The sequence below is a fragment of the Nocardioides marmorisolisilvae genome, assembly GCF_003725775.1.
Lineage (GTDB): Bacteria > Actinomycetota > Actinomycetes > Propionibacteriales > Nocardioidaceae > Marmoricola > Marmoricola marmorisolisilvae.
Genome location: NZ_RJSG01000002.1, coordinates 1,852,285 through 1,877,063 on the forward strand (window position 1 = coordinate 1,852,285; position 24,779 = coordinate 1,877,063).

Annotated in this window: 29 protein-coding genes and 2 tRNA genes; 9 read left to right on the plus strand and 22 right to left on the minus strand. The window is 70.6% G+C overall.

Annotated features, from left to right (window positions below):
• Positions 1-104: 104 nt before the first annotated feature.
• The 9 genes from mutM to EFL95_RS13090 all read right to left on the minus strand — a co-directional run bounded on the left by mutM (position 105) and on the right by EFL95_RS13090 (position 8,008).
• On the minus strand, positions 105-950 hold the full coding sequence (gene mutM, locus EFL95_RS13050; RefSeq protein WP_123234371.1) for a bifunctional DNA-formamidopyrimidine glycosylase/DNA-(apurinic or apyrimidinic site) lyase: 846 nt from the start codon (positions 948-950) through the stop codon (positions 105-107).
• On the minus strand, positions 943-1,668 hold the full coding sequence (gene rnc / locus EFL95_RS13055) for a ribonuclease III (protein WP_342773201.1): 726 nt from the start codon (positions 1,666-1,668) through the stop codon (positions 943-945). The genes mutM and rnc overlap by 8 nt, the downstream gene beginning before the upstream one ends.
• A gap of 14 nt (positions 1,669-1,682) precedes the next feature.
• A complete protein-coding gene (gene rpmF / locus EFL95_RS13060) occupies positions 1,683-1,868 on the minus strand; it encodes a 50S ribosomal protein L32 (RefSeq protein WP_123234373.1) in 186 nt (61 codons plus the stop codon).
• Between the two features lie 19 nt (positions 1,869-1,887).
• A complete protein-coding gene (locus EFL95_RS13065; RefSeq protein ID WP_246004936.1) occupies positions 1,888-2,421 on the minus strand; it encodes a YceD family protein in 534 nt (177 codons plus the stop codon).
• A gap of 120 nt (positions 2,422-2,541) precedes the next feature.
• Positions 2,542-3,057 (minus strand): hypothetical protein, encoded by a 516-nt coding sequence (locus EFL95_RS13070; protein WP_123234375.1) that lies wholly within the window; start codon positions 3,055-3,057, stop codon positions 2,542-2,544.
• Entirely contained in the window at positions 3,054-3,581 is a 528-nt protein-coding gene (gene coaD, locus EFL95_RS13075; protein WP_425463960.1) for a pantetheine-phosphate adenylyltransferase, read from the minus strand. Before coaD ends, EFL95_RS13070 begins: the two co-directional genes overlap by 4 nt.
• Positions 3,578-4,171, minus strand: a complete 594-nt coding sequence (rsmD, locus tag EFL95_RS13080) for a 16S rRNA (guanine(966)-N(2))-methyltransferase RsmD (RefSeq protein ID WP_123234376.1) — start codon at positions 4,169-4,171, stop codon at positions 3,578-3,580. The genes coaD and rsmD overlap by 4 nt, the downstream gene beginning before the upstream one ends.
• Positions 4,168-6,330 carry an ATP-dependent DNA helicase RecG gene (locus EFL95_RS13085; protein WP_221176380.1) on the minus strand — a complete coding sequence of 721 codons (2,163 nt, stop codon included), beginning with the start codon at positions 6,328-6,330 and terminating at the stop codon, positions 4,168-4,170. The genes rsmD and EFL95_RS13085 overlap by 4 nt, the downstream gene beginning before the upstream one ends.
• A gap of 7 nt (positions 6,331-6,337) precedes the next feature.
• Positions 6,338-8,008 (minus strand): DAK2 domain-containing protein, encoded by a 1,671-nt coding sequence (locus tag EFL95_RS13090; protein WP_123234377.1) that lies wholly within the window; start codon positions 8,006-8,008, stop codon positions 6,338-6,340.
• A 129-nt stretch (positions 8,009-8,137) separates the two neighbouring features.
• Here EFL95_RS13090 and rpmB point away from each other — a divergent pair, with 129 nt between their 5' ends.
• The gene (gene rpmB / locus EFL95_RS13095) at positions 8,138-8,323 is read left to right on the plus strand and encodes a 50S ribosomal protein L28 (RefSeq protein ID WP_107700189.1); all 186 of its coding nucleotides are present in this window, start codon (positions 8,138-8,140) and stop codon (positions 8,321-8,323) included.
• Between the two features lie 54 nt (positions 8,324-8,377).
• On the opposite strand, the gene EFL95_RS13100 is transcribed toward rpmB, so the two are convergent.
• The gene (locus EFL95_RS13100; protein WP_123234378.1) at positions 8,378-9,340 is read right to left on the minus strand and encodes a thiamine-phosphate kinase; all 963 of its coding nucleotides are present in this window, start codon (positions 9,338-9,340) and stop codon (positions 8,378-8,380) included.
• 117 nt (positions 9,341-9,457) lie between these two features.
• On the opposite strand from EFL95_RS13100, the gene EFL95_RS13105 reads away from it, so the two are divergent.
• A complete protein-coding gene (locus tag EFL95_RS13105; RefSeq protein WP_123234379.1) occupies positions 9,458-9,694 on the plus strand; it encodes an Lrp/AsnC family transcriptional regulator in 237 nt (78 codons plus the stop codon).
• Positions 9,673-10,164 (plus strand): DUF3515 domain-containing protein, encoded by a 492-nt coding sequence (locus EFL95_RS13110; protein ID WP_123234380.1) that lies wholly within the window; start codon positions 9,673-9,675, stop codon positions 10,162-10,164. The genes EFL95_RS13105 and EFL95_RS13110 overlap by 22 nt, the downstream gene beginning before the upstream one ends.
• Positions 10,165-10,168: 4 nt before the next feature.
• On the opposite strand, the gene EFL95_RS13115 is transcribed toward EFL95_RS13110, so the two are convergent.
• Positions 10,169-11,272 (minus strand): D-alanine--D-alanine ligase family protein, encoded by a 1,104-nt coding sequence (locus EFL95_RS13115; protein ID WP_123234381.1) that lies wholly within the window; start codon positions 11,270-11,272, stop codon positions 10,169-10,171.
• 42 nt (positions 11,273-11,314) lie between these two features.
• Here EFL95_RS13115 and EFL95_RS13120 point away from each other — a divergent pair, with 42 nt between their 5' ends.
• Entirely contained in the window at positions 11,315-12,379 is a 1,065-nt protein-coding gene (locus EFL95_RS13120) for a trans-sulfuration enzyme family protein (RefSeq protein WP_123234382.1), read from the plus strand.
• On the plus strand, positions 12,376-13,281 hold the full coding sequence (locus EFL95_RS13125) for a GNAT family N-acetyltransferase (RefSeq protein ID WP_246004937.1): 906 nt from the start codon (positions 12,376-12,378) through the stop codon (positions 13,279-13,281). The genes EFL95_RS13120 and EFL95_RS13125 overlap by 4 nt, the downstream gene beginning before the upstream one ends.
• A 3-nt stretch (positions 13,282-13,284) precedes the next feature.
• Here EFL95_RS13125 and EFL95_RS13130 read toward each other — a convergent pair whose 3' ends face one another.
• Positions 13,285-14,286, minus strand: coding sequence for an NAD(P)H-dependent glycerol-3-phosphate dehydrogenase (locus EFL95_RS13130; protein WP_123234383.1), 1,002 nt, complete (start codon positions 14,284-14,286; stop codon positions 13,285-13,287).
• Entirely contained in the window at positions 14,286-15,065 is a 780-nt protein-coding gene (locus EFL95_RS13135) for a lysophospholipid acyltransferase family protein (protein WP_183407204.1), read from the minus strand. The genes EFL95_RS13130 and EFL95_RS13135 overlap by 1 nt, the downstream gene beginning before the upstream one ends.
• 112 nt (positions 15,066-15,177) lie before the next feature.
• Between EFL95_RS13135 and cofC the strand changes: the two genes are divergently transcribed.
• Entirely contained in the window at positions 15,178-15,792 is a 615-nt protein-coding gene (gene cofC, locus EFL95_RS13140) for a 2-phospho-L-lactate guanylyltransferase (protein ID WP_221176381.1), read from the plus strand.
• A gap of 59 nt (positions 15,793-15,851) precedes the next feature.
• On the opposite strand, the gene EFL95_RS13145 is transcribed toward cofC, so the two are convergent.
• From EFL95_RS13145 to leuC, 3 genes are all read right to left on the minus strand, one after another.
• Complete coding sequence (locus EFL95_RS13145; protein ID WP_342773214.1) at positions 15,852-16,808, minus strand: HU family DNA-binding protein; 957 nt, start codon at positions 16,806-16,808, stop codon at positions 15,852-15,854.
• 87 nt (positions 16,809-16,895) lie between these two features.
• Positions 16,896-17,498 carry a 3-isopropylmalate dehydratase small subunit gene (gene leuD / locus EFL95_RS13150; RefSeq protein ID WP_123234385.1) on the minus strand — a complete coding sequence of 201 codons (603 nt, stop codon included), beginning with the start codon at positions 17,496-17,498 and terminating at the stop codon, positions 16,896-16,898.
• A 4-nt stretch (positions 17,499-17,502) separates the two neighbouring features.
• The gene (gene leuC, locus EFL95_RS13155; protein WP_123234386.1) at positions 17,503-18,906 is read right to left on the minus strand and encodes a 3-isopropylmalate dehydratase large subunit; all 1,404 of its coding nucleotides are present in this window, start codon (positions 18,904-18,906) and stop codon (positions 17,503-17,505) included.
• Between the two features lie 88 nt (positions 18,907-18,994).
• On the opposite strand from leuC, the gene EFL95_RS13160 reads away from it, so the two are divergent.
• Together EFL95_RS13160 and EFL95_RS13165 are read left to right on the plus strand one after the other, a co-directional pair.
• Positions 18,995-19,717 (plus strand): IclR family transcriptional regulator, encoded by a 723-nt coding sequence (locus tag EFL95_RS13160; protein ID WP_123234387.1) that lies wholly within the window; start codon positions 18,995-18,997, stop codon positions 19,715-19,717.
• Positions 19,718-19,779: 62 nt separating this feature from the next.
• Complete coding sequence (locus tag EFL95_RS13165; protein ID WP_148045047.1) at positions 19,780-20,226, plus strand: hypothetical protein; 447 nt, start codon at positions 19,780-19,782, stop codon at positions 20,224-20,226.
• Here EFL95_RS13165 and EFL95_RS13170 read toward each other — a convergent pair.
• Positions 20,223-20,624: a hypothetical protein gene (locus EFL95_RS13170; protein ID WP_246004938.1), complete on the minus strand. Its 402-nt coding sequence runs from the start codon at positions 20,622-20,624 to the stop codon at positions 20,223-20,225. The two genes, EFL95_RS13165 and EFL95_RS13170, sit on opposite strands and share 4 nt — an antisense overlap.
• 72 nt (positions 20,625-20,696) lie before the next feature.
• Here EFL95_RS13170 and EFL95_RS13175 point away from each other — a divergent pair, with 72 nt between their 5' ends.
• On the plus strand, positions 20,697-21,374 hold the full coding sequence (locus EFL95_RS13175) for a MerR family transcriptional regulator (protein WP_183407149.1): 678 nt from the start codon (positions 20,697-20,699) through the stop codon (positions 21,372-21,374).
• Between the two features lie 55 nt (positions 21,375-21,429).
• On the opposite strand, the gene EFL95_RS13180 is transcribed toward EFL95_RS13175, so the two are convergent.
• The 5 genes from EFL95_RS13180 to EFL95_RS13200 form a co-directional block, all read right to left on the minus strand.
• The gene (locus EFL95_RS13180) at positions 21,430-21,954 is read right to left on the minus strand and encodes a methylated-DNA--[protein]-cysteine S-methyltransferase (RefSeq protein ID WP_342773203.1); all 525 of its coding nucleotides are present in this window, start codon (positions 21,952-21,954) and stop codon (positions 21,430-21,432) included.
• A gap of 1 nt (position 21,955) precedes the next feature.
• On the minus strand, positions 21,956-23,440 hold the full coding sequence (locus EFL95_RS13185; RefSeq protein ID WP_281272212.1) for an AlkA N-terminal domain-containing protein: 1,485 nt from the start codon (positions 23,438-23,440) through the stop codon (positions 21,956-21,958).
• Between the two features lie 110 nt (positions 23,441-23,550).
• A tRNA-Glu gene (locus EFL95_RS13190) sits at positions 23,551-23,623 on the minus strand.
• Positions 23,624-23,691: 68 nt separating this feature from the next.
• Positions 23,692-23,763: transfer RNA gene (locus EFL95_RS13195), tRNA-Gln, on the minus strand.
• Positions 23,764-23,807: 44 nt separating this feature from the next.
• A complete protein-coding gene (locus EFL95_RS13200) occupies positions 23,808-24,761 on the minus strand; it encodes a CPBP family intramembrane glutamic endopeptidase (RefSeq protein ID WP_123234392.1) in 954 nt (317 codons plus the stop codon).
• Positions 24,762-24,779 lie beyond the last annotated feature (18 nt).

Below are 24,779 nucleotides of genomic sequence, written 5' to 3' on the forward strand. Positions count from 1 at the left end.
TGGAGCGGTGTCTGGCCCGAGCGGGCCGCCTACAAGAATCTCACGGTCTGGCCGTTGGAGCAAGATCGCCGAAGGTCCCGAATGTCGGATGTGCCCGCTGCGGGTCAGCTCCGCCCGCGGGGCGCGGGCTGGCAGACCGGGCAGAAGTACGAGGAGCGGTTCATGAAGCTGATCCGGCGCACGGGCGTGCCGCAGCGGGAGCACGGCTCCCCCTCCTGGCCGTAGACCTCCAGCGACCGGTCGAAGTAGCCGCTCTCGCCGTTGACGTTCACGTAGAGCGCGTCGAAGGAGGTCCCTCCCTGGCCGAGGGCGGCCACCATCACCGTGCGGGCGCCCGCGAGCACGTTCTCGACGTCGCGCACCCGCAGCCGGTCACCGCGCCGCTCCCCGTGCAGCCGGGCCAGCCAGAGCGCCTCGTCGGCGTAGATGTTGCCCACCCCGGAGATCGCCGTCTGGTTCAGCAGGATCCGCTTGATGCCCGAGGCGCTGCGCCGGACCTTGCGGACGAAGGCCGCGTCGTCGAACTCGGGGTCCAGCGGGTCGCGGGCGATGTGCGTCAGCTCGGCGGGAAGCTCGGCACCACCGGGCGAGAGCGACAGGCCCCCGAACATGCGCTGGTCGACGAACCGCAGCTCGTTCTCCCCCAGGGCGAACCGGACGCGCAGGTTGCGCTCGTCGGGGGCACCGGCCGGCGGCACCAGCATCTGGCCGCTCATCCCCAGGTGACCCAGGAGCGCGTCACCGGTGTCCAGCGGCAGCCACAGGTACTTCCCGCGGCGCCGGGCATCGGTGAAGGTGCGCCCGGTCAGCGCGGCGGCGAAGTCAGCGGGGCCGCCGGGGTGCCGGCGTACGGGACGCGGGTGCAGCACCTCCACCGAGCGGATCGGCTGTCCCAGGACGTGCCGTTCCAGGCCGCGTCGGACGACCTCGACCTCGGGGAGCTCAGGCACCAGCGACTTCGGCCGGGAGCTCCTCGACCAGCGTGCTGTACGCCGACTCGGCGGCCTGCTGCTCGGCTTCCTTCTTGGACCGGCCGACGCCGTGCCCGTGCAGCCGGTCGGCCACCCGCACCTGCGCGGTGAAGGTCTTCATGTGGTCGGGGCCCTCGTCCTCGATGAGGTACGTCGGGACGCCCAGGTCGTGCTCGGCGCAGAACTCCTGGAGGCTGGTCTTCCAGTCCAGGCCGGCGCCGAGCGCCGCGGCCGCCTCGAGCAGCGGGTCGAAGAGCAGGTGGATCAGCTCGGCGGCGGTGGTGTGCCCACCGGAGAGGAACGCGGCGCCGATGACGGCCTCCACGGTGTCCGCGAGGATCGAGGCCTTGTCGTGGCCCCCCGTGGACTCCTCGCCCTTGCCGAGCAGGATGTGCGGGCCGAGCCCGATGGTGCGGGCCACGTCGGCCAGCGCGCGCGCGTTCACGACGGCGGCGCGCAGCTTGGCCAGCCGGCCCTCGGAGAGGTCCGGGTGGGTGCGGTAGAGCGTCTCGGTGATCACCACGCCGAGCACCGAGTCGCCGAGGAACTCCAGGCGCTCGTTGGTCGGCAGACCACCGTTCTCGTAGGCGTACGAGCGGTGCGTGAGGGCAAGCTCCAGCAGCTCGGGACTCAGGACAGGGTCTCCGAGCGCTGCACGCAGGTCCGGGTAGGTCCGGGACCCGTCGGCCTGCGTCACTGCGTCAGCAGACGTCAGATGACCTGACGACGGTCGGCCTTGGCGCCGTACTGACCGCACTCCGGGCACGCGCGGTGCGGCAGGTGCTTGGAACCGCAGGCCGGGTTGGTGCAGGTCACCAGCGACGGCGCAACAGCCTTCCAGGCCGAGCGACGGTGGCGCGTGTTGCTGCGCGACATCTTCCGCTTCGGGACAGCCACGATGTACTCCTCGTTGTCTTCAGTCTTCGTCTGTTGCTGCGAGGTCCTGCAGCGCGGCCCATCGTGGATCGACGGGCTCGGTGTGCCGGTGGTCCGGGTCGTCCGCCAGGCGCGCACCGCACTCGGTGCACAGTCCCGGACAGTCGTCCTGGCACAACGGCTGGAACGGCAGTGCGAGCACCACCGCGTCCCGCAGCACCGGTTCGAGGTCGATCAGGTCTCCCTCGGTCCGGCGGACATCGGTCTCCTCGTCGTCGTCGCTGGCTGCGGCGGCGTCACGGGAGTCGTCGTAGAGGTACAGCTCCTGGATGTCGATCGTGATCTCGTCCTCGATCGGCTCCAGGCACCGTGCGCACTCGCCCTCCAGCTCGGCCGTTGCCGTTCCGGTGACCAGCACTCCCTCCATGACCGCCTCGAGCCGCAGGTCGAATTCGACCTCCGAGCCCTCGGGCACGCCCAGGATTTCGATGCCTAGCTCTGCAGGGGCTTCAGCGGTGAGTGTCACCGTGCGCTGGGACCCCGGGCGGCGGCCGAGCTCGCGTGTATCGAGCACGAGCGGCGCTCTCGGGTCGAGATTGCGCAAGGTTTCACTTCCGTTGGAGCTCTTCAGAACCTACGGGAGTCTATCTGCACGGGCGTTTCGGGGCCAATCGGCGCCCGGAGCTGCCCGAGGTCAGCGCTCGAGGTGGTCCGGGAGGACGATGTCGTGCACGTCGGAGTCGTCGCCCAGGCGGTGGGAGTGGCCCCCGGAGAGCTGCGCACGGCCCTTGCGGACCAGCTCCAGGGTGCGCTCCAGGGTGAGCTCGAAATTGGCCAGCTTGCCCTCGACGTACTCGTCGGTCTCCGCCCGCAGGCTGGCGGCCTCGCGGGCGGCGGCCTGCTGCACCTCGACCGCGCGCTCGCTGGCGAGCTGGTAGACGCTGGTGTCGGAGACCAGGGCCTCGCTCTGCATCCGGGCCTGCCGCAGGATCTCCTCGGCCTCCTCGGAACCGGAGGCGACGACGGCCGCACGGTCACCGACCACCTCGGTGGCCTCGGAGAGCGTCTTGTCGATGACCCGCTCGAGGTCGTCGAGCATCGCGTGGAAGTCGGAGCGGTTGATCATCACCGATGCGGACATCGGGACCGACCGGGCCTCGTCGACCGCCCGGCGCAGCGCGTCCAGGCGCGAGGTGACGTCGTCCTTCACCGGCCACCCCCCGCAGCGCGCTCGGCGAGCCGGGAGGTCAGCCGCTCCAGCACGAAGGGCGGCACCAGGCGCGAGACGTCGCCTCCGAAGGTGGCCACCTCCTTGACCAGGGACGACGCCAGGAACGAGTACTCGGGGCTGGTCGGGATGAATACGGTCTCCACGTCGACCAGCGAGGAGTTCATCTGAGCCATCTGGAGCTCGTAGTCGAAGTCGCTCACGGCGCGCAGGCCCTTCACGATGGCGCCGATGCCGTTCTCCTCGCAGAACGTGGTCAGCAGGCCGTCGAACCCGGCGACGGTGACGTTGGGGAAGTCCGAGCAGGCCTTCTCGAGCATCTCGATGCGCTCCTCGGCGGTGAACAGCCGGGCGCTCGCCTTCGCCTTGTTCACGCCGATGGCGACCACGACCTCGTCGAAGAGGTTCGAGGCCCTCGAGATGATGTCGATGTGTCCGTTGGTCACGGGATCGAAGGATCCCGGACAGACCGCCTTCCGCACTGCGTCCACACCCCTGTCGTTCACGACCGGTCCCCCGGCGCCGATTCGTCTTCCTCCTCGGCGCGGCGAAGGTACCAGAGCAACGTCTCGCCGTACTTCTTCTGGCGGATCGGCCCCAGCCCGGTCGGCCATGCAGGCTCCACGCTACGCGCCGAGCGCTCCAGGACGACAGGTGCGCCCGGATTGAGCCAATCGTTCTCGACCAGCAGCCGCAGCGCCTCGACCACCTCGTCCTCGGTCATCGGGTACGGCGGGTCGAGGAACGCCACGTCGTACGGCGCGTGCGGCCGACCCGCGAGGGCCCGGGCCACCGGGTGCGCGATCACCTCCACCTCGAAGCCCAGGGTGCGGGCGTTCGTGGCGATCAGTGCGGCGGTGCGGCGGTCGGACTCGACCGCGGTGACGGCCGCTGCACCGCGCGAGGCCGCCTCCAGGCCGACAGCGCCGGAGCCGGCGTACAGGTCCAGCACCCGCAGCCCGTGCAGGGAGCCGAGCTCGGCCTCGAGAGCGGAGAACAGCGCCTCGCGGACCCGGTCCGAGGTCGGCCGGGTGGCGTCGCCGGTCGGGGTCTGGAGCCTGCGGCCCTTGGCGGAGCCGCCGATGATGCGCGTCATCCCTTCTCCAGGAACTCTGCCTGGTCGGAGTCCTCGACGGCGCGCACCGCAGCGAGCAGTCCCGGCGCCGCACCCAGGTCCGGATCGGCCAGCAGGTACGCGGTCGCGGTGTCGCGGGCGGCCACGATGACGTCCTCGTCCTGGACCACCGAGAGCAACCGCAGTGCCGACCGCTTGCCGCTCTGCTGGACGCCGAGGACGTTGCCCTCGCGGCGTTGCTCGAGGTCGATCCGGGACAGCTCGAACCCGTCACGGGTGCCCGCGACCGCGGTCAGGCGCTCCATCGAGACCGACTCCGGCGCCGCCGTGGTGACCAGCAGGCAGAGTCCCGCGTGACCGCCGCGGCCGATCCGCCCCCGCAGCTGGTGCAGCTGGGAGACCCCGAAACGCTCGGCGTCGAGGATCACCATCACCGTCGAGTTCGGGACGTCGACGCCGACCTCGATCACCGTCGTGGAGACCAGCACGTCCACCTCGCCCGCGGCGAAGGCCTGCATCACCGGGTCCTTGTCGTCGGGCGACATCCGGCCGTGCAGCATCTCGACCCGCAGCCCGGTCAGCGGGCCGGCGACCAGGTCGGGCGCGAGCTCCTCGACCGAGAACAGGTCCGGCGCATCCTCGGCCGGCGGCTCGTCACCGATCCGGGAGCAGACGACGTAGGCCTGCCGGCCGTTGCCGACCTCTTCACGGATCCGCGCCCAGGCTCGATCGAGCCAGGCCGGCTGGGTGCGCACCGGCACCACGCTGGTCTGCACGTCCCCGCGTCCGGCCGGCAGCTCGGCCAGCGTCGAGGTGTCCAGGTCGCCGAAGACCGTCATCGCCACGGTGCGCGGGATCGGGGTCGCGGTCATCACCAGCACGTGCGGTGGCGTGCCGGCCTTGCTGGTCAGGGCGGCGCGCTGCTCGACGCCGAACCGGTGCTGCTCGTCGACCACCACCAGGCCGAGGTCGAAGAACTGCACCTTCTCCTCCAGCAGCGCGTGGGTACCGATGACGATCCCGGCCTCGCCGCTGGCGGCGTCGAGCATGGCCTCGCGGCGCGCGGCCGTGCCCATCGAGCCGGTCAGCAGCGCGACGCGGGTGGCGCCCTCGGCGGCACCGAGGCGACCGCCCTCGCCCAGGTCGCCGAGCATCGCGGAGATCGAGCGCAGGTGCTGGCTGGCCAGCACCTCGGTCGGCGCCAGCAGCGCGGCCTGGCCGCCGGCGTCGACGACCTGGAGCATCGCGCGGAGGGCGACCAGCGTCTTGCCGGAGCCGACCTCGCCCTGGAGCAGCCGGTGCATCGGGTGCCCGCCGGCCAGCTCGTCGGCGATCTCGTCGCCGATCCGCTCCTGCCCGGCGGTCAGGGTGAACGGCAGCCGCTGGTCGAACCGGTCGAGCAGGCCACCGGTGGTGATCGGGCGCGGCGTCGCCGGCTCGGCCCGGTGCTCGGCCCGGCGCATCGCGAGAACCATCTGCGTCACGAACGCCTCGTCGAACTTCAACCGTTTCCGTGCCGCCCCGAGCTGGCCGTGGTCATCCGGTCGGTGGATCCAGCGCAGCGCCTGGGCGCGACTGATCAGGTCGCCGCGCACCGCGTCGGGCAGCGACTCGGGGATCTCGTCGATCAGGTCGAGAGCCAGCCCGATCGTCTCCTCGAGCGCCCAGCTGTCGATCTTGCCGACCACCGGGTAGACCGGGATCAGGTCCGGCATCTTGGCCAGCGCCTCGTTCGCGTCGCCCTCCGCGCCGTACATCCGGTAGTTCGGGTTGTTCAGGTCCCAGCGGTGGTTGAACCACTTGAGCTTGCCCGAGAACATCCCGATCGCACCGGGGCTGAACAGGTTCTTGTGGAAGTTGGCGATCCCCGCCGACTTCGCGAAGAACGTCATCGCCAGGGTGCCGCCCTCGCCCTTGACCTGTAGCAGGACCCGGTACGCCGTCCGGCGGGTGCGCTTGTCCTGGTAGGTCTTCAGCTCCGAGCTGACCACCTGGCCCACCATCGAGATGAAGTCGCCCTCGACCAGGTCGTCGAGCTCGCTGAGCCGGCCCTTGTCGACGTAGGTGCGCGGGTAGTGGCCGAGCAGATCGCCGACGGTCGCGAAGCCCGTCTCCTTCTCCACGTCCTTGGCCTTCTTGCCGCCGAGCGAGGACAGCGGCGTGTCCCAGGTGATCCTCACCGGGCGATCACTCCACCGCCAGCAGCAACGGGTAGCGCTCCTGGCCACCGTCGTAGACCAGCACGTCGACGCCGGTGTGGTGCGCCTCGATCCAGTCCTCGCACCGGCTCACCAAGTCACCCGCACCTTCGCCGGAGACCAGCGTGACGAGCTCCCCGCCGGCGCTGAGCAGCCGCTCCAGGATCGCGGTGGTGACCTCGAACAGGTCGGTACCGACGATGGCGAAGTCGCCCATCAGCACGCCGAGCACGTCGCCCGGCTCGCAGGCGCCCGCGGTGGTGATCGCCTGCTTCACCGCGACGGTCACCGCGCCGTGCCGGGCCCCGCGAGCGGCCGAGGTCATCTGCACCACGTCGGCGTCGAAGCTGCGCCCGGGCTCGTGCACGGCCAGCGCAGCGATACCCTGGACCTGCGCCTTGGTCGGGATGACGACGACGCGGACGTCGCCGGCGCCGTCGGCCTCCGCGGCGGCAGCCTCGGCCGCGCGGATGGTGTCCGGGTCGTTCGGCAGGACCACGACCTCCTCGGCACCGCAGCCGTGCACCAGGTCGAGGATCTCGCCCGTGCTGGGTCGCCGACCCGGTCCCCCGACGAGCACGTGCGCGCCGGCCTCGCGGAAGATCGCGGCCAGCCCCTCGCCGGCGACCACCGCCACGACCGCGCGGCCGCGGCGCTCGGCGCGCCGACCCCGGGCCCGGGTGACCTGCTCGGCGAAGTGGGTCACGCGGATCCGCCGGGGGCGCCCGACGTCGATACCGGCCTCCACGGCCGCGCCGACGTCGTCGGTGTGCACGTGCACGTTCCAGAGCCCGTCTCCCCCGACGACCACGAGCGAGTCGCCGAGCTCGGTGAGCCGGGCGCGCAGGGCACCGATGGCCTCGGACTCGGTCTCCTCCTCGACGTCGAGCAGGTACATCACCTCGTAGGCCGGCCCGTCCTCGGTGAGGTCGCCGGTCGGCAGCTGCGAGGCCTTGCGGGCCGCCATCGGCTGCGGGGCGTCAGTCGAACGCTGGCCGGTCACCGCGGTCGCAGCGGCGTCCAGGATCACGCACAGGCCGGCGCCACCGGCGTCCACGACCCCGGCGTCGCGCAGCAGCTGCATCTGGTCCGGGGTGCGGGCCAGCGCCTCGCGGGCCTCGGCGGCCGCCGCCTTGAGCACGTCGCCCAGGTGCGTCTCCGGGTCCGCAGCCACCCTGGCCGCCGCGCCCGCCGCATCCCGGGCGACCGTGAGCATGGTGCCCTCGACGGGGTTCCCCACCGCTGCGTACGCCGCCTCGGTGGCCATCGCGAAGCCCTCGGCCATCAGGGAGGCGGACCGGTCGTCCGGGCCGCCCTGGCCCATCCGCTTGAACAGCGCACCGATGAGCTGGGAGAGGATCACGCCCGAGTTCCCTCGTGCGCCCAGCAGCGCCGCCTTGGCGTAGACGTGGAGTGCGGGGCCCAGATCGGGCTCCTCCCCGGCCGGCGCCGCGGCCAGGTGGTCGCGCAGCGCCTCGCGGGCCGACTCCATCGTCAGGAACATGTTCGTGCCCGTGTCGCCGTCCGGGACCGGGTAGACGTTGAGTGCGTCGATCTCCTCGCGGGCGGCCGAGAGGCCCTCCACCGCCAGGTCGGCGAACCGGCGCACGGCACCCAGGTCGAACGTCGCGATCGCCTCGCCACGCGTCCCGGTGCTCATGGGAGGAAACGCTAGACGGTGTGCGCTCGATTCGCGTGCAGGGGCCGGTGTCGTTTATCCTTCTTCGGTTGCCCGGAACGACTCCGGGCCCCTCAACTTCGATTGACCAGCAAACCCAAGGAGTGCACGGTGGCTGCCGTCTGCGACATCTGCGCCAAGAAGCCCGGCTTCGGCAACAACCGCCCGTGGTCCCGCAAGATCACCAAGCGTCGGTTCAACCCGAACATCCAGCGCGTCCGCGCCACCGTCAACGGTGCGCCGAAGCGTCTGAACGTGTGCACCGGCTGCCTGAAGGCGGGCAAGGTCACTCGCTGACCCACGGCTTCGAGAACGGCGCGGCGCTTCGGCACCGCGCCGTTTTTGCGTCCCTCAGAAGTGCGTCCAGCCCGTCTCGCCCGCGTAGGCCTCTCCGTCCACGGTGACCCCGGCTCCCGCGGCCACCGTGCCGATCTGCCGGAAACCGTCCGGCAGGGTCGTCCCGGCGGGGAACGTCGCGACCAGCGGGTGGTCCTCGCCACCGCCCAGCACGAACTGCATCGGGTCCACGCCGAGCGCTGCGCCGACCGCGGTCAGCGGTTCGTCGATCGTGAACGCGGTGGACCACACGTCGATCGCGACCCCGGAGGAGGTCGCAATGTGCCCGACGTCGGCGACCAGCCCGTCGGAGACGTCGATCATCGAGGTCGCCCCCGCCTGGGCGGCCGCAGGCCCCGCGTCGTACGGCGGCTCGGGCCGCTGGTGGGCCTCCACGACGGCACGCGGGGAGCGGAACCCGCGCCCGAGCACCGCCAGGCCCGCCGCCGCCCAGCCCTGGCGCCCGCAGATCGCGAGCACGTCGCCGGCACCGGCGCCCGAGCGCAGGACCGGCGCCACGGCGCACTCCCCCAGCACGGTCACCGCGATCACCACCTCGGAGCCGCGGGTGATGTCGCCCCCGATCACGCTGGCGCCGACGAGCCCGGCCTCCGCGGCGATGCCGTCGGCCAGGTCGAGCACCCACTGCGCCGGCAGGTCGGCCGGCAGCACCAGCCCGACGGTCAGCCCCGTGGTCCGTCCGCCCATCGCGTTGACGTCCGACAGGTTCTGCGCCGCGGCCCGGTGGCCGACGTCGGTGGCGCTCGCCCAGTCCCGCCGGAAGTGCCGGTTCTCCACCAGCAGGTCGGTGGAGACCACGACGTGACCCTTGGGCGTGCGCAGCACGGCACCGTCGTCCCCGGGACCGACGTAGACCGCGGTCCCCTGCTCGAACCGGGCGGTGAGCTCGGCGATCAGGCCGAACTCACCGACGTCGGCGACCGTTGCTCCGGCGGCGATCGGCGTCGGCGAGGTCATGACGGCACTCTCCCACCTGCCGGGATCCGGGGAGCGGCCAGATGCCGAGTTTCGGAAGCCCAGGGTGTCCGGTAGGTTTCGTGTGGCCCACTCACCGCCGAGACCAGGGAGACTCAGATGGTTGTCCAGGCGTACATCCTGATCCAGACCGATGTCGGCAAGGCGGCAGAGGTTGCCAACAAGATCACCGACATCAAGGGCGTCATCCTCGCCGAGGACGTCACCGGTCCGTACGACGTGATCGTCCGCGCCGAGGCGCGCAACGTCGACGAGCTGGGCAAGCTCGTGGTCGCCAAGGTGCAGACCCTGGACGGGATCACCCGGACCCTGACGTGCCCGGTCGTCCACATCTGAGACCTGCGCTCGGCCTCGCTCTGGCGGCGCTCCTCGCAAGCCTGCTGTCCGCCTGCGGCAACGGCGCCGTCGAGATCGACCGCTTCAAGGTCACTGCTGCCGGCCACGAGTCCTGCCAGGCCCTGCTCGACGCCCTGCCCACGCGGGTGGCCGACCAGCACCGGCGGCGTACGTCGGGGAGCACGTTCGGCGCGGCCTGGGGCAGCAAGCCGATCGTGCTGCGCTGCGGGGTCGGCAAGCCCGCCGACTACGACAAGTTCTCCGGCTGCCAGACCGCGAACGGCGTCGACTGGTTCGTGCCCGACGCGATCATGGAGGACCAGGACGCGGACGTGGTGATGACCACCATCGGCCGCTCCCCCGCCGTCGAGGTGCGGGTGCCCTCCTCCTACCGGCCGGCGACCGCGCCGATGGTCGACCTGGCGAAAGCCATCAAGGCCCACACCCGCGAGATCAGTCCCTGCAGCTGAGGCGTCAGCGCAGCCCGGTGCTGCGCTGCAGGGCGAGCTGCACCAACCGGTCGACCAGGGCCGGGTAGTCCAGCCCCGACGCCGCCCACATCCGCGGGAACATCGAGGTCGCGGTGAAGCCCGGCATCGTCTCCACCTCGTTGACCACGACACGACCGTCCGGCATCAGGAAGAAGTCGACGCGGGCGAGCCCTTCGACGTCCAGCGCCCGGAACGCTCCGACGGCGTAGGCACGGACGGTGGCGGCCGTGTCCTCGTCGAGGTCGGCCGGCACGTCGAGCGCGGTGCTGTCCTCGAGGTACTTGGCCTCGAAGTCGTAGAAGGCGTGCGCGGCATCGACGCGGATCTCCGCGATCGCGCTCGTCTCAGGGTCGCCGTCGACACCCTGGAGCACGCCGATCTCGACCTCGCGGGCACCCATCGCGCCCGCCTCGACGAGCACCTTCGGGTCGAAGCGGATCGCCTCGGCCACCGCGTCGTCCAGGCCCTCGGGGCCGTCGACGCGGGTGATCCCGAAGCTCGAGCCGGCACGGGCCGGCTTCACGAAGACCGGGTAGCCGAGCCCATCGATCTCGGCGCGCAGCGCTGCCTGCTCGCGGTCCCAGGCTCCCGGGCGGATCAGTACCCACGGCTGGACCGGGAGGCCCGCCGCGGCGAAGAGCAGCTTCATGTAGGCCTTGTCGGTACCCACGGCCGACGACAGCACTCCCGCGCCGACGTACCGGACCCCGGCGAGCTCGAGGAGACCCTGCAGGGTGCCGTCCTGGCCCCAGGGGCCGTGCATCACCGGGAAGACGACGTCGACCTGACCGAGGTGACTGGGCACCTCACCGGGCGCGGAGACGACCAGGCCCTCGGACGGGCTGAGCGCCACCTCGCGGGTTCCGGAGACCGCCGGCAGCTCGCCGGCGGGACCCAGGGCGAGGCGTCCGCCCTCGTTCGACTCCAGCACCCAGCGGCCGTCGGTGGTGATGCCGACCGGGATCACCTCGTAGCGCTGCGGGTCCAGTGCGGCGATCACGCTGCCGGCCGAGACGCAGGAGATGGCGTGCTCGCTGGACCGGCCACCGAAGACGACGGCGACCCGGATCCGCTGCTGCTCACTCACCTGAGCGACCCTACCGGCGCTGCCTCTCGGTAGCCTCACTGCATGCGTCCCTCCACCCGAGCCGTGCACGCCGGTCGACCCGCGCGTGAGCCCGACGCGCCCCTGAACGCCCCGATCACGATGGCCGCGACCTACGTGGCCGGCGGGTCCGTGGAGTACGGGCGCTACGGCAACCCGACCTGGTCGGCGTTCGAGGAGGCGCTGGCCGACCTCGAGGGCGGCGACGCCGGTGCCCGCTGCCTGGCGTTCGCGAGCGGCCTGGCTGCTGTCTCGGCGATCCTGGACCTGGTTGGCCAGGACCAGGTCGTGGTCGCTCCGCGGCACGCCTACACCGGCACCGTGATGCAGCTGGCCGACCTGGAGTCGCGCGGTCGGGCCAAGGCTCGCCTGGTCGACATGACCGACACCGCGGCCGTCATCGCCGCGTGCGAGGACGCCGCCCTGGTCTGGCTCGAGTCGCCGGCCAACCCGGCGCTGGAGGTGGCCGAGATCGAGGTGATCGCGGCCGCCGCGCACGAAGCCGGAGCCCGGGTCGTGGTCGACAACACCTTCGCCACCCCGGTGCTCCAGCAACCGCTCGACCTCGGCGCCGACCTGGTGGTCCACGCAGCGACCAAGTACATCGCCGGTCACTCCGACCTGGTGATGGGCGCGGTCGTCACCCGCGACGACGAGCTGCACGAGGTCCTCAAGGGTCGGCGCGACCTGCTCGGCGCGATCCCCGGACCGTTCGAGACCTGGCTCGCGCTGCGCGGCCTGCGCACGCTGCCTCTGCGGATGGAACGGGCTGCTGCCAACGCCGTGGAACTGGTCTCCCGGCTGCGTGCGCACAGCGCGGTCCTCGACGTGCGCTACCCGGGGTTCGGCGCGGTCGTCTCGATCGTGCTGGCCGACGCCGCGACCGCCGACCGGCTGACGGCCGGCACCCGGCTGTGGGTGCATGCCACCTCGCTCGGCGGGGTCGAGTCGATGTTCGAGCGCCGTCGTCGTTGGGCGGCGGAGGCCAGCACCATCCCCGAAGGCCTGGTCCGGTTGTCGGTCGGGATCGAGGACGTGGAGGACCTGTGGGACGACCTGAGCGCGGCCCTGGACCGGGTCGCCCCGTGAGCGCCGACCTGCCCACCGGCCTGACGTCGCGCCCACTGCAGGTCACCGACTCTGCCGCCGTCACCGCGGTGATGGCCGCGTCCGAGATCGCCGTGCTGGGCCGGGCCCTGATCGAGGAGGCCTACCTGCTCGGCGACTGGAACCGGCCCAGCTTCGACATCAGCACCAGCACCATCGGCGTCTTCGAGGCCGACCAGCTGCTCGGGTACGCCGAGATCAGTGGCGAGGCCCGGGGTGACGCGGCGGTCCACCCCGACCACCTCGGCCGCGGCATCGGCACCTGGTTGGCGCACTGGATGCAGCAGGCCGCCCGGGCCCAGGGCCAGTCGGCGATCGGGATGCCGGTCCCGGAGGGATCGCCGGGTGAGCGCCTGCTGCGCCACCTCGGCTACCAGATCCGGTGGGAGTCGTGGCTGCTCGCGTTCCCGCCCGGTCGGGCGATCGCGGAAGTGCCTCTTCCGGAGGGCTACGCGCTGCGCATCGCCGGCGAGCAGGACCTGGAGCCGGCGTACCACGTCGTCGAGGACGCGTTCCTGGAGTGGTCGGTGCGCGCCAAGGACTCCTTCGAGGACTGGGCTGCCGGGGTCACCGGGATGCCGACGTACGAGCCGTGGAACCTGCAGGTCGTGCTGGCCGCGGACGGCACGGTCGCCGGCGCGGTGCACGTCACCTTGGACAGCAACGCACCGATCGGGTTCGTCGACAAGGTCGCCGTCCGGGCCGACCAGCGCGGCAAGGGCCTGGCCAAGGCGCTGCTGGCCGCCGCGTTCGCCTCGGCGCGCGAGCACGGCGCGGAGCGCTCGGAGCTGAGCACCGACTCGCGGACCGGAGCGCTCGACCTCTACCTGGGCCTGGGCATGGAGATCGACAGCACCTGGGTGAACCTCGGCATCACGCTCTGAGCGTCAGTCCCGTTCGGCCTTGGTCTGGCGCGAGATGAACGCATCCATCATCTCCCGGGCACTGATCTCGCCGCGGACCACGGCATCGACGTGCTCGGCGATCGGCGCGTCCACCCCGTTGCGGCGCGCCAGGTCGAGGATCGAGGAGCACGACTTGGCGCCCTCGGCGACCTGCTTGGTGGTCGCGTAGATCTCGTCGGTGCTCATCCCCTGGCCGAGCTTCTCGCCGAATGTCCGGTTGCGCGAGAGCGGCGAGGAACAGGTGGCCACCAGGTCGCCGAGACCGGCGAGGCCCATCAGGGTGAGCGGGTCCGCACCGAGCTTCATCGCAAGTCGCGCCGTCTCCGCCAGGCCGCGGGTGATCACCGACGCAGTGGTGTTGTCACCGAACCCCAGACCGACCGCCATGCCGACGCAGAGACCGACAACGTTCTTGTAGGCGCCGCCGAGCTCGCAGCCCAGCACGTCGGTGCTGCGGTAGGGCCGGAAAGCCCGCGAGTGGCAGAGCTCCTGGACCCGGTGGGCCACGGTGTCGTCCGCGCAGGCCACCACGCTGGCCGCGGGTTCGCGCACCGCGATCTCCTTGGCGAGGTTCGGGCCGCTGACGACCGCGATCCGCTCCGGCCCGGCGCCGGTGACCTCGGCGATCACCTCGCTCATCCGCTTGGTGGTGCCCAGCTCGACGCCCTTCATCAGCGAGATGAACACCGCGTCCTCGGGCACCAGCGGCGCCCACTGCGCGAGGTTCTCGCGCAGGGACTGGGAGGGCACCGAGAGGACGACGTACTCAGCGCCGGCGAGGGCCTCCGCGGGGTCGGTGGTCGCCCGCATCCCTTCCGGCAGCTCGACCCCCGGGAAGTAGTCGGTGTTCTCCCGCTTGTCGTTGATGTTGGCGCAGACGTCCTCGCGCCGCGCCCACAGCGTGACCTCGTTGCCGGCGTCAGCCAGCACGATGCCGAAGGCGGTGCCCCAGGAGCCCGCGCTGAACACTGCGACCCGCGCCATCAGGCGTGTCCCTTCTTCTTGCCGTGCTCGTCCTTGTCGGGATTGCCGATCTCACGGACCCCTGCCGACCGCGGGTCGAACCGCTCGGCCGGCGGCTCCTCGCCGCGCAGCTCGGCCACGAGCGCGGTGATCGCGTCCATGATCCGGTCGGTCGCCTCGTGCAGCACGTCGTTGGTCAGCGGCTTTCCCGCCAGATCGCTGAGGTCGACCGGGTCGCCGACCTTGTAGCGGGCGGTCTTGCGCGGGAACAGGTGCGGCTTGGCCGAGTACGGCGGCAGGATCTCCTGCGCTCCCCACTGGCCGATCGGGATCACCGGGCAGCCGGTCTCGAGCGCGATCCGGGCTGCGCCCGTCTTGCCGCGCATCGGCCAGCCGGTCGGGTCCTTGGTGATCGTGCCCTCCGGGTAGACGCCGACGCAGCCGCCGTCGCGGACCGAGACGCAGGCGGCCTCGAACGCCTTCGCCGCATCCGTGGTCAAACGCGAGACCGGGATCATCCGCGCGTCGCGGACGATGTACTTGAGGACCGGCACCTCGAAGAGCGCGTCCTTGGTCAGGTACTGGATCAGCCGGCCGTGCTCGTAGACCAGCCATGCGAGTGTCAACGGGTCGATGTGCGAGACGTGGTTCATCGCGATCACGCAGCCGCCCTCGGCGGGGATCTTGTCGCCGTCGATCCACTCGTGCTTGGTGGTGGTCAACAGCGTCGGCTTCACGATGGCCACGGCGAGCGACCACGCCCACCCCCGACGTTCGTGCAGCTTGCGGACCTTGACCACCACGACTCCCTTCCCGCACAGCCCTCCGGGGCGAGGAACCCGGACAGCACCAAGACCGTGCAGGAGCAGACTACCGACGCGACCCCGCAGAACTGCTGCAAGGATCGTCGGTGTGACGGCACTCGAGTACGCCCTGCTGATCCCGGTGAAGGACGGCCGGACCGCGAAATCGCGGCTCGGTGTCGGCGACGACGGCGAGCGCGCCCAGCTGATGGCCGCCTTCGCGCGTGACGCCATCAGTGCGGCCGCCGCCGTCCCGGGAACGGCCGTGCACGTCGTCGGCGACGAGGCTGCACTGGCCGAGGTGCTCGACGGGCTCGAGGTGACCGTGCTGCCCGACGAGGGCGAAGGCCAGCTCAACCGCGCCCTGTCCCGGGCCGCCGAGCGACTCGCCCGTCCGGACCTGGCCATCGCGGTCCTGCTGGCCGACCTGCCCTGCCTGCGCACGGCCGACCTGGCCTCGGCCCTGTCCGACGGCCACGACCGGCGCTTCGTCGCCGATGCCGCGGGCACCGGCACCACCCTCCTGGTGGCGCCGGCCGGCAGCACGCTGGACCCGCGGTTCGGGCCGGGCTCGGCGGCAGCCCACCGGCAGAGCGGAGCACGCCCGCTGGACGCCGAGCTCGCGTCGCTGCGCCTGGACGTGGACACGACCGACGACCTCGAGGCGGCGCTCCGGTTCGGCGTCGGTGTGCACACCGCGAAGACGGCGTCGGGCCGGCTGTAGCCGGAACGACAACAGCGGTGCTCCCCGAGGGGAACACCGCTGTTGATCAGGCGTGCAGGTCAGCGCTTCTTGGCTGCCTTCTTGGCCGGAGCCTTCTTGGCTGCCTTCTTGGCGGGCGCCTTCTTGGCCGGGGCCTTCTTGGCGGCGGCCTTCTTGGCCGGAGCCTTCTTCGCGGGCGCCTTCTTCACTGCCTTCTTGGCAACCTTCTTGGCCGGGGCCTTCTTGGCCGGAGCCTTCTTCGCGGGTGCCTTCTTGGCCGGAGCCTTCTTCGCGGGCGCCTTCTTGGCCGGAGCCTTCTTCGCGGGCGCCTTCTTGGCCGGAGCCTTCTTCGCGGGCGCCTTCTTCACTGCCTTCTTGGCAACCTTCTTGGCGGCGGCCTTCTTGGCCGGAGCCTTCTTGGCGGCGGCCTTCTTGGCCGGAGCCTTCTTGGCAGCAGCCTTCTTGGCCGGAGCCTTCTTGGCAGCAGCCTTGGCGGTCTTGGTCGCGGTCTTCTTGGCCGCAGCGGCGGTCCTGGAAGCAGCGGCAGCGGGCTTCGCGGCAGCGGCCTGGACCACAGCCGGGAGCTTCTTCGCACCGGAGACGATCGCCTTCAGGTCAGCGCCGGCGCTGAACTTCGGAACGCTGGTCTTCTTCGACTTCATCCGCTCGCCGGTGGCGGGGTTGCGGACCCAGCGCGACTCGCGGACGCGCTTCTCGAACGACCCGAAACCGGTGATCGCGACCTTCTCGCCCTTCGCCACCTCGCGGGTGATGGTGTCGAGCACCGACTCCAGCGCGTGCGCCGCCGCCTTCTTGTTGCCCTCGAACCGGGCGGCAAGAGCGTCGATCAACTGACTCTTGTTCACTAGCTTCCCTTTCGTGAACGTCTGGTATCGAGCGCCTTGCTCGACTTTCTCCTTGCACGCTAGGCAAATCACGCCGCGGCCACAATGCACTCTTGCGCGTGTCGTGAAACGTTTTAAAGGGCGCAAAAACGCGTTCAAGACCTCGGTTTCAAAGCGCGCCGAAACGCGCACCAACAAGCAACGGCGAGTTTCCCCTTACAGATAAGGGGAAACTCGCCGTCGTCATTGTGATGAGTCAGCGAAAGTCGCCGCGATCGATCAGTGAATCGTGACCGGCTTCCACGAAGGACGTTGGTCCTCGAATGCTGCGATCGCGTCGGCGTGGCCGAGAGTGATGCCGATGTCGTCGAGTCCTTCGAGCAGACGCCAACGGGTGTAGTCGTCGATGTCGAAGGAGTCCTCGATCGCGTCCGGACCCTCACCGGCACGGACGGTGCGGCTCTCCAGGTCGACGGTGACGGTCGCACCCGGGTGGTCGTCGAGGTGGTCCCAGATCTTCTGGACGACCTTCTCGTCGACCTGCGCCGCGAGCAGTCCGGCCTTGCCCGAGTTGCCGCGGAAGATGTCGGCGAAGCGCGAGCTGATGACGACCTTGAAGCCGTAGTTCTGCAGTGCCCAGACCGCGTGCTCGCGCGAGCTGCCGGTCCCGAAGTCCGGACCGGCGACCAGCACCGAGGCACTGGCGTACTCGGGCTTGTTGAGGACGAACTCCGGGTCCGAGCGCCAGGCCGAGAACAGCCCGTCCTCGAAGCCGTTGCGGGTGACCCGCTTGAGGTAGACCGCGGGGATGATCTGGTCGGTGTCGACGTTGCTGCGCTTCAGCGGCGCGGCGACGCCGGTGTGGGTCGTGAACTTGTCCATGTCGTCAGGCCTCCAGGTCTGCCGGGGAGGAGAGGGTGCCGCGGACTGCCGTGGCAGCAGCCACCGGGATCGAGACCAGGTGGGTGCGACCGCCCTTGCCCTGGCGGCCCTCGAAGTTGCGGTTCGACGTCGACGCGCTGCGCTCCTGCGGGGCGAGCTGGTCGGGGTTCATGCCCAGGCACATGGAGCAGCCCGCGCCACGCCACTCGGCGCCGGCCTCGATGAAGACCTGGTCCAGGCCCTCCTCCATCGCCTGCATGCGCACCCGCACCGAGCCCGGCACGACGAGCAGGCGGGTGCCCTCGGCGACCTTGTGACCCTTGATGATGTCGGCGGCCAGGCGCAGGTCCTCGATCCGGCCGTTGGTGCACGAACCGACGAAGACGGTGTCGACCTTGACCTCGCGCAACGGCGTACCGGCCTCCAGGCCCATGTACTCCAGCGCCTTCTCGGCAGCGATCCGGTCCTGCTCGTCCTCGAAGTCCGACGGAGTCGGGACCACACCACCCAGCGGCGCGCCCTGGCCCGGGTTGGTGCCCCAGGTGACGAACGGCGTCATCGTGGAGGCGTCGAGGACGATCTCCTTGTCGAAGGTCGCGTCCGCGTCGGTGACCAGCGTCTGCCAGTGCGCGACGGCGGCGTCCCAGTCAGCGCCCTTCGGCGCCTCGGGCTTGCCCTCGATGTAGTCGAAGGTGGTCTGGTCGGGAGCGATCAGGCCGGCCTTCGCGCCCCACTCGATGCTCATGTTGCAGACCGTCATCCGGCCCTCCATCGAGAGCTCCTCGATGGCCTGGCCGCGGTACTCGACGATGTAGCCCTGACCGCCACCGGTACCGGTGTGGGTGATCAGGGTGAGCACCAGGTCCTTGGCGGTGACGCCGGCCGGCAGGCTGCCGTTGACGGTGACCGCCATCGTCTTCGGCTTGGCCTGCGGAAGCGTCTGGGTGGCGAGCACGTGCTCGACCTCGGAGGTGCCGATGCCGAACGCGATCGCGCCGAACGCACCGTGGGTGCTGGTGTGGCTGTCGCCGCAGACGATGGTCATGCCGGGCTGGGTCAGACCCAGCTGCGGGCCGACCACGTGCACGATGCCCTGCTCGACGTCACCCAGCGGGTGCAGCCGGACGCCGAACTCGGCCGCGTTCTTGCGCAGCGTCTCGACCTGCGTGGCCGAGACCGGGTCCGCGATCGGCTTGTCCCAGTCGACGGTGGGGACGTTGTGGTCCTCGGTCGCCAGCGTGAGGTCCGGGCGACGCACCGAACGGCCGGCCAGGCGCAGGCCGTCGAAGGCCTGCGGGGAGGTCACCTCGTGAATGAGGTGGAGGTCGATGAAGAGGAGATCGGGCTCCCCTGCAGCAGAACGCACGACGTGCTCGTCCCAGACCTTCTCCGCCAGGGTCTTGCCCATGGCTCCTCCTTCAGCTGATTTCCCTCGTTGAACTGTGAACATCCACCGTACACTTGCATCTCATCGTTTGAGACGGCAGTATTGGTATATGGACAACTCTAGCGGAGTCGGCGTTCTCGACAAAGCCGCTCTTGTGCTCGCCGCCCTCGAGTCAGGCCCAGCCACCCTGGCCGGCCTGGTCGCCGGCACCGGCCTGGCGCGGCCCACGGCCCACCGGCTGGCGGTCGCTCTCGAGCACCATCGTCTGGTTGCCCGCGACATGCAAGGTCGCTTCGTCCTCGGCCCGCGCCTGGCCGAGCTCTCCGCCGCCGCCGGCGAGGACCGCCTGCTCGCAGCCGCCGGCCCGGTCCTGGCACGCCTGCGCGACATCACCGGCGAGTCCGCCCAGCTCTGGCGCCGCCAGGGCGAGTACCGCGTCTGCGTCGCCGCCGCCGAGCGTCCCAGCGGCCTGCGCGACACCATCCCGGTCGGCTCGCAGCTGACCATGCGCGCCGGTTCGGCAGCGCAGATCCTGCTCGCCTGGGAGGACCCGGAGCGGATCCACCGCGGCCTTCAGAACGCTGCGTTCTCCGCCACCGCCCTGGCCGGCATCCGACGCCGCGGCTGGGCCCAGTCGATCGGCGAGCGCGAGCAGGGCGTGGCCTCGGTCTCCGCCCCGGTCCGCTCCCCCAGCGGCAAGATCATCGCCGCGGTCTCCGTCTCCGGTCCGCTGGAGCGGCTCTCCCGTCAGCCTGGCCGGATGCACGCACCCGCCGTGCTCGCCGCAGCCGACCGGTTGTCCGAGTCGCTGCGCCGCGCTGCGGCCGAGTGACCGTCCTGGAATGAGTACCTGTACGGATGCCGGCCCCGGTCGCATCCGGCCACGCTCGTTCCATGGCACCCACCACGCGTAGAGCACCCGTCTGGAGCTGGGCACCGGCCGGCACGCTGCTGATCCTCGGCGTCAGCGTCCTGACCGGCCCCCCGGCGTACTTCATCTCGTTCCTCTTCGCCTACGGCTTCCGCGATCACATCGGCGTCGTCGAGCACGGCACGTTCCTGGTCCTGATCGCGCTCTACGCGACGGCAACCGGTCTGCTCTCGACGGTCGCCGGCACCGGGCTGGCGCCGATCCGGCAGCGCGCCACGTTCGGCGTACGCGCCGCGGGTGCTCTGAACGCCACGGCGATTGGCATCGGCAGCGTCGTCAGCTCCTTGAACAAGGACCAGGGCTCGGTCTCCGCCGACTTCTCGCCGGTGACCGACGTCGCTGTCGCGGGGACGCTGTTCTTCCTTGCTGCGACGCTCGCGGTAAGCGCCTTCCGAACAGCCCGGGCCTAGACCGTCAGCAGCCCGACGCCCAGCGTCGCCAGTCCGACCGCCATCGCCGCACCTCCGGCGAAGACCATCGCGATGAACCCGTTGGGCTGGGTGCGACCCCTGCCCATGGATGCGGCGAAGAAGCCGGCCGGCATCAGGATCGCCGCGACCGGTACGCCGCTGCGCGCCACCCAGGCCCAACCGTCGGCCAGGCCCGCCTGGTCGACGTACAGCTGGCACAGCAGGCCGAGGACCAGCAGCACCCCTGCATGGGCGTGCCCGGCGCGGGCGAACCCGATCTGGAACGGAGTCGCGCCGGCGGCGTCCTTCCAGAGCTTGACCAGGTAGAGACCGCCGGTCTCGACGGTCACCAGCGACAGGAACAGGATCCCTGCCAGGATCCGCGACTCGTCCGACATGAGCATGCCTCCTAGATAGTTCCGATATCCAATATTGGACAGTGGAACTATCCAAGTGTCAAGATGATTCCCATGTGGATGGCAGAACTGTCCCGGCTGAGCGGGCTCAGCGTTCCCACGATCAAGTTCTACCTGCGTGAAGGGCTGCTGCCCGCCGGCACCGCGACCGGGGCCACCCGCTCCACGTACGACGAGTCCCACGTACGACGCCTCCGGCTGATCCGCGCCTTGACCGACGTCGCCGGCCTCCGCCTGGACACGGTGAAGCAGGTCCTTGACGGCATCGACAGCGCCGAGTCCTGGCACGACGCGGTCGGCAGCGCCCACACGCGCCTTGCGGGAACCGGCGAGGACAGCGCTCCCCCGACCGAAGCGTCCCTGGCCCGCGTGGACGCCCTCCTGGAGATCCAGGGCTGGCAGCTCGCCCCCGGTCATCCGCAGGCCGAGATCCTCGCGCGAGCGCTCGATGCGCTCGACGAGGTCGGGCACCCGATGTCCGAGGACATGCTCTGGTTCTACGCGCACGCGATCCGGCCGATCGCCATGGAGGAGGTCCTCTGGGTCCATTCCGACGAGCACGGCGAGGAGATCGAGGCGGACGTCGAGTCTGCTGTCGTCCGCACGATTCTCACCGAGCCCGTCATCCTCGCGCTGCGCCGCATCGGCCAGGAGAACGTCTCCCGGCAGCTCAACGAGCCGAAACCCGACGTGCCGCCGGACATGCGAATGTGGCCAGAGAGGGACAGGTGATTCCCAACAGTCCCACCCGTTACATTCGCATGTCCGGGTGCGGCAGGAGCGGCTGCTAAAAGAGCCCGTCCACCTCGAGGTCGAGCAGCAGCTGCTTGCGCTCCAGGCCGCCGGCGTACCCGGTCAGCGAGCCGTTCGCTCCGATCACCCGGTGGCACGGGATCACGATCGGGATCGGGTTGCGGCCGTTGGCCAGCCCGACCGCGCGGGAGGCGGCGTTGGTGTGCCCGAGCCGGTGCGCGATCTCGCCGTACGAGGCGGTCTCGCCCCACTTGATGCCGACCAGCTGGTCCCAGACCTCACGCTGGAACTTGGTGCCGGCCGGAGCCAGCGGCAGGTCGAAGTCGCGCAGCTCGCGGTTGAAGTACGCCGTGAGCTGCTCGACCGCCCGGCTCAGCAACGGGTGGTCGTCAGCGCGCTCGCCGATCGGCTTGCCGTCGGCCAGACCGCGGAACGGGGAAAACTCGATCGCCTGGATCGCCTCGTCGTCGCCGATGATGCGCAGGTCGCCGATCGGCGACGGCATCACGGTCCACACGGTCGTAGCTCTCGAGGTCGGGGGCAGGGTTGTTGCGGTCACCTTATGACTCCTTCGTCAGCGGTTCGGACGGGACTGTGTCGGACAGAGCTGTCCAGAGGTGGATGAGTGCGTAGGAACGCCAGGGACGCCAGGTCTCGCTGCGCCCGGCCAGGTCGTCGATCCCGAGAGCCTCGGCGGCGTGCTTCACACCGAGATCGGTCGGCAGGAACACGTCCGGGTCGCCCAGGACGCGGAAGGCGATGTAGTCGGCCGTCCACGGGCCGACGCCGGGCAGAGCCAGCAGCGCCTCCCGGGTCTCGGCGCGGTCGGCACCGCGATCCAGCTGCACGTCGCCGTCGCGGATCGCAGCCGCACACGCGGCCAGCGCTCGGCCCCGGGCTCGCGGCATCGCGATCGACTCCGGCTCGATCTCGGCGAGCACGTCGGCCGTCGGGAACAGGTGCGTCACCCGGTGCTCCCCGTCGAGGCCGAGCTCGCGGCCGTGGGAGGCGACGAGCCGACCTGCGAGAGTGCGGGCGCCCGCGACGCTCACCTGCTGACCGAGGATCGCCCGGGTCGTCAGCTCGGTGCCGTCGACGTGGCCGGGGACCCGCAGGCCGGGACGGCGCCGGACCAGCGGCGCGAGCAGCGGATCCGAGGCGAGCTGGTCGTCCACCGCGATCGGGTCGCAGTCCGCGTCGAGCAGCCGGCGGGTCCGCTCCAGGGCCGGTGCCAGGTCGCGTGCGTCGGCCAGGGAGAAGCTGCACGGCACGTACCGCTCCGGCCGGTCGACGAGCTCGACCCGGACCACACCCGCTCCGTGGGGCAGGTCCAGCGAGCGTTCGTACCAACCCTCACCGGTGGCCTCGATCCCGGGAACGGCGCGCAGCGCCAGGAAGTCCAGGAGCGAGGCCCCGTCGAACGGCTCCCGTACGCCGATCCGGGTGTTGATCACCCCGGAGGTCGCCGCGCTCCCCCGCCGACCACGCAGGTCGGTCGGCGTCGCCGCGTAGACCTCGCGCACCGTGTCGTTGAACTGCCGGATGCTGGCGAAGCCGGAGGCGAACGCCACGTCCGCGAACGACATCTCCGAGGTCTCGATGAGGACCCGGGCCGTCTGCGCGCGCCGAGCCCGCGCGAGGGCCAGGGGGCCGGCTCCGAAAGAGCCGGTGACGACCCGGTTCAGCTGACGCGTCGAGTAGCCGAGTCGTGCCGCCAGGCCGTCGACCCCGTCGCGCTCGACGACGCCGTCGGAGATCAGGCGCATCGCGCGGCCGGCCACGTCGGCCGCCAGGTCCCAGTCGGGCGAGCCGGGCGTCGCGTCCGGCAGGCAGCGCTTGCAGGCCCGGTAGCCGGCGAGCTGCGCGGCCGCGGCGCTCGGGTGGAACGACACGTTCGCCAGCTTCGGCGTGATCGCCGGGCAGCTCGGCCGGCAGTAGATCCCGGTGGTGCGCACAGCGGTGTAGAAGACGCCGTCGAAGCGGCGGTCCTTGCTCTTCACGGCCCGGTAGCAAGCCTCGGTGTCGAGGTACATCGCGTTGTGCATGAGACGAGTCTGTCGCGGACCCACCGACAGTTCTAGCGGAAATCGGCCACGACCGTGGGCCCCCGGGAACACCGCAGCCCGGCCTCTGGGAGACCGGGCTGCGGGATCTGTACCCCCGACGGGATTCGAACCCGCGCTACCGCCTTGAGAGGGCGGCGTGCTAGGCCACTACACAACGGGGGCCTGAGCGAGACGTGACTCTATCGGTTGGTCTGGAACCCGACCAAATCGAACGAGTGTGTCCTTACTCGCTGGGATACAAGGACTCGAACCTTGACTGACAGAATCAGAATCTGTAGTGCTGCCAATTACACCATATCCCACCGATTCGGACTGGCCTCGCGACCGCCCGAACCGAAGAGAAACCTTACACGGCGGGCGTCGTGACCGGCAAAACGGGCGGGGTCGTCCGGGATGTGATTCCCATCCTCTTCGCGACGGTCAGCACCAGCAGCAGGTAGACGCCGTTCTGGGTGATCGTCAGCGGGAGGTTCCACCAGGACACCTCGGTGACGTTCAGGGTGTCGTCGATGTTGCCCAGGAACAGCGCGAAACCGAAGGCCACGATGTTGTTCCAGATGTGCAGCGCGATGCCGGCCTCCAGCCCGCCGGTCCGGTACACCAGGTACGCCGCGAGGACGCCGAACGAGAACCGGTCGGCGAACAGCGGCGCGTTCTGCACGCCGTGGGCCAACCCGAACAGGAAGCCGCTGACCACGATCGCGATCCACGGCTGACGGGTGAGTGATCCGACCGCTTGGAGGATGTAGCCGCGGAAGGCGTACTCCTCCCCCATCGCCTGGATCGGCGTGGTGATCGCGACCACCACCAGCATCGCGACCAGGGTGCGGGTGATGTCGTTCACCCCGGTGCCGAGGTCGTTGGGGTCGCCGGGCAGGAACGCCCCGACGGTGAGCTGGGCCGCGATCGCGACGACCGACAGCCCGAGGCACGCGAAGAAGAACCGCCAGCGGATCCCGGGCAGGACCGACATCAACCAGCGCGGTCGCATCCCGTGCACCACCCTGACGATCAACCAGGTGGCCGGCACCAGGGCGGCCAGCGACAGGTTCAGGTAGAGCAGGCCCTGCCACGTGACGGGGTCGAGCGTCGCGGCGTTCTTCAGGGCCTCCGAGTAGCTGCCCGTGTGGTCGAGCGCGACCGTGGCGGCCAGCAGCGGGAACAGCACCAGGGGCGCCGCGATGAACATCGCGACCAGCAGGGCCAGGAGCCCGCTGACGGGCCGCCACCAGGCGTAGTTCCAGGTGCGCAGCATCAACGGGTAGCTGCGCGGCTCCGGGTGCGGGTGCTCCAGGCTCATCGACGGCTCTTCGACAGG

Excerpts from the sequence above, each read along its gene's own strand:
- rsmD (WP_123234376.1), bottom strand. The coding sequence starts at position 4,171 with ATGACGCGCATCATCGGCGGCTCCGCCAAGGGCCGCAGGCTCCAGACC.
- EFL95_RS13090 (WP_123234377.1), bottom strand. The coding sequence starts at position 8,008 with ATGAGCACCGGGACGCGTGGCGAGGCGATCGCGACGTTCGACCTGGGT.
- EFL95_RS13100 (WP_123234378.1), bottom strand. The coding sequence starts at position 9,340 with ATGACCTCGCCGACGCCGATCGCCGCCGGAGCAACGGTCGCCGACGTC.
- EFL95_RS13105 (WP_123234379.1), top strand. The coding sequence starts at position 9,458 with ATGGTTGTCCAGGCGTACATCCTGATCCAGACCGATGTCGGCAAGGCG.
- EFL95_RS13120 (WP_123234382.1), top strand. The coding sequence starts at position 11,315 with ATGCGTCCCTCCACCCGAGCCGTGCACGCCGGTCGACCCGCGCGTGAG.
- EFL95_RS13130 (WP_123234383.1), bottom strand. The coding sequence starts at position 14,286 with ATGGCGCGGGTCGCAGTGTTCAGCGCGGGCTCCTGGGGCACCGCCTTC.
- leuD (WP_123234385.1), bottom strand. The coding sequence starts at position 17,498 with ATGGACAAGTTCACGACCCACACCGGCGTCGCCGCGCCGCTGAAGCGC.
- leuC (WP_123234386.1), bottom strand. The coding sequence starts at position 18,906 with ATGGGCAAGACCCTGGCGGAGAAGGTCTGGGACGAGCACGTCGTGCGT.
- EFL95_RS13160 (WP_123234387.1), top strand. The coding sequence starts at position 18,995 with ATGGACAACTCTAGCGGAGTCGGCGTTCTCGACAAAGCCGCTCTTGTG.
- EFL95_RS13165 (WP_148045047.1), top strand. The coding sequence starts at position 19,780 with ATGGCACCCACCACGCGTAGAGCACCCGTCTGGAGCTGGGCACCGGCC.
- EFL95_RS13170 (WP_246004938.1), bottom strand. The coding sequence starts at position 20,624 with ATGTCGGACGAGTCGCGGATCCTGGCAGGGATCCTGTTCCTGTCGCTG.
- EFL95_RS13175 (WP_183407149.1), top strand. The coding sequence starts at position 20,697 with ATGTGGATGGCAGAACTGTCCCGGCTGAGCGGGCTCAGCGTTCCCACG.
- EFL95_RS13185 (WP_281272212.1), bottom strand. The coding sequence starts at position 23,440 with ATGCACAACGCGATGTACCTCGACACCGAGGCTTGCTACCGGGCCGTG.
- EFL95_RS13200 (WP_123234392.1), bottom strand. The coding sequence starts at position 24,761 with ATGAGCCTGGAGCACCCGCACCCGGAGCCGCGCAGCTACCCGTTGATG.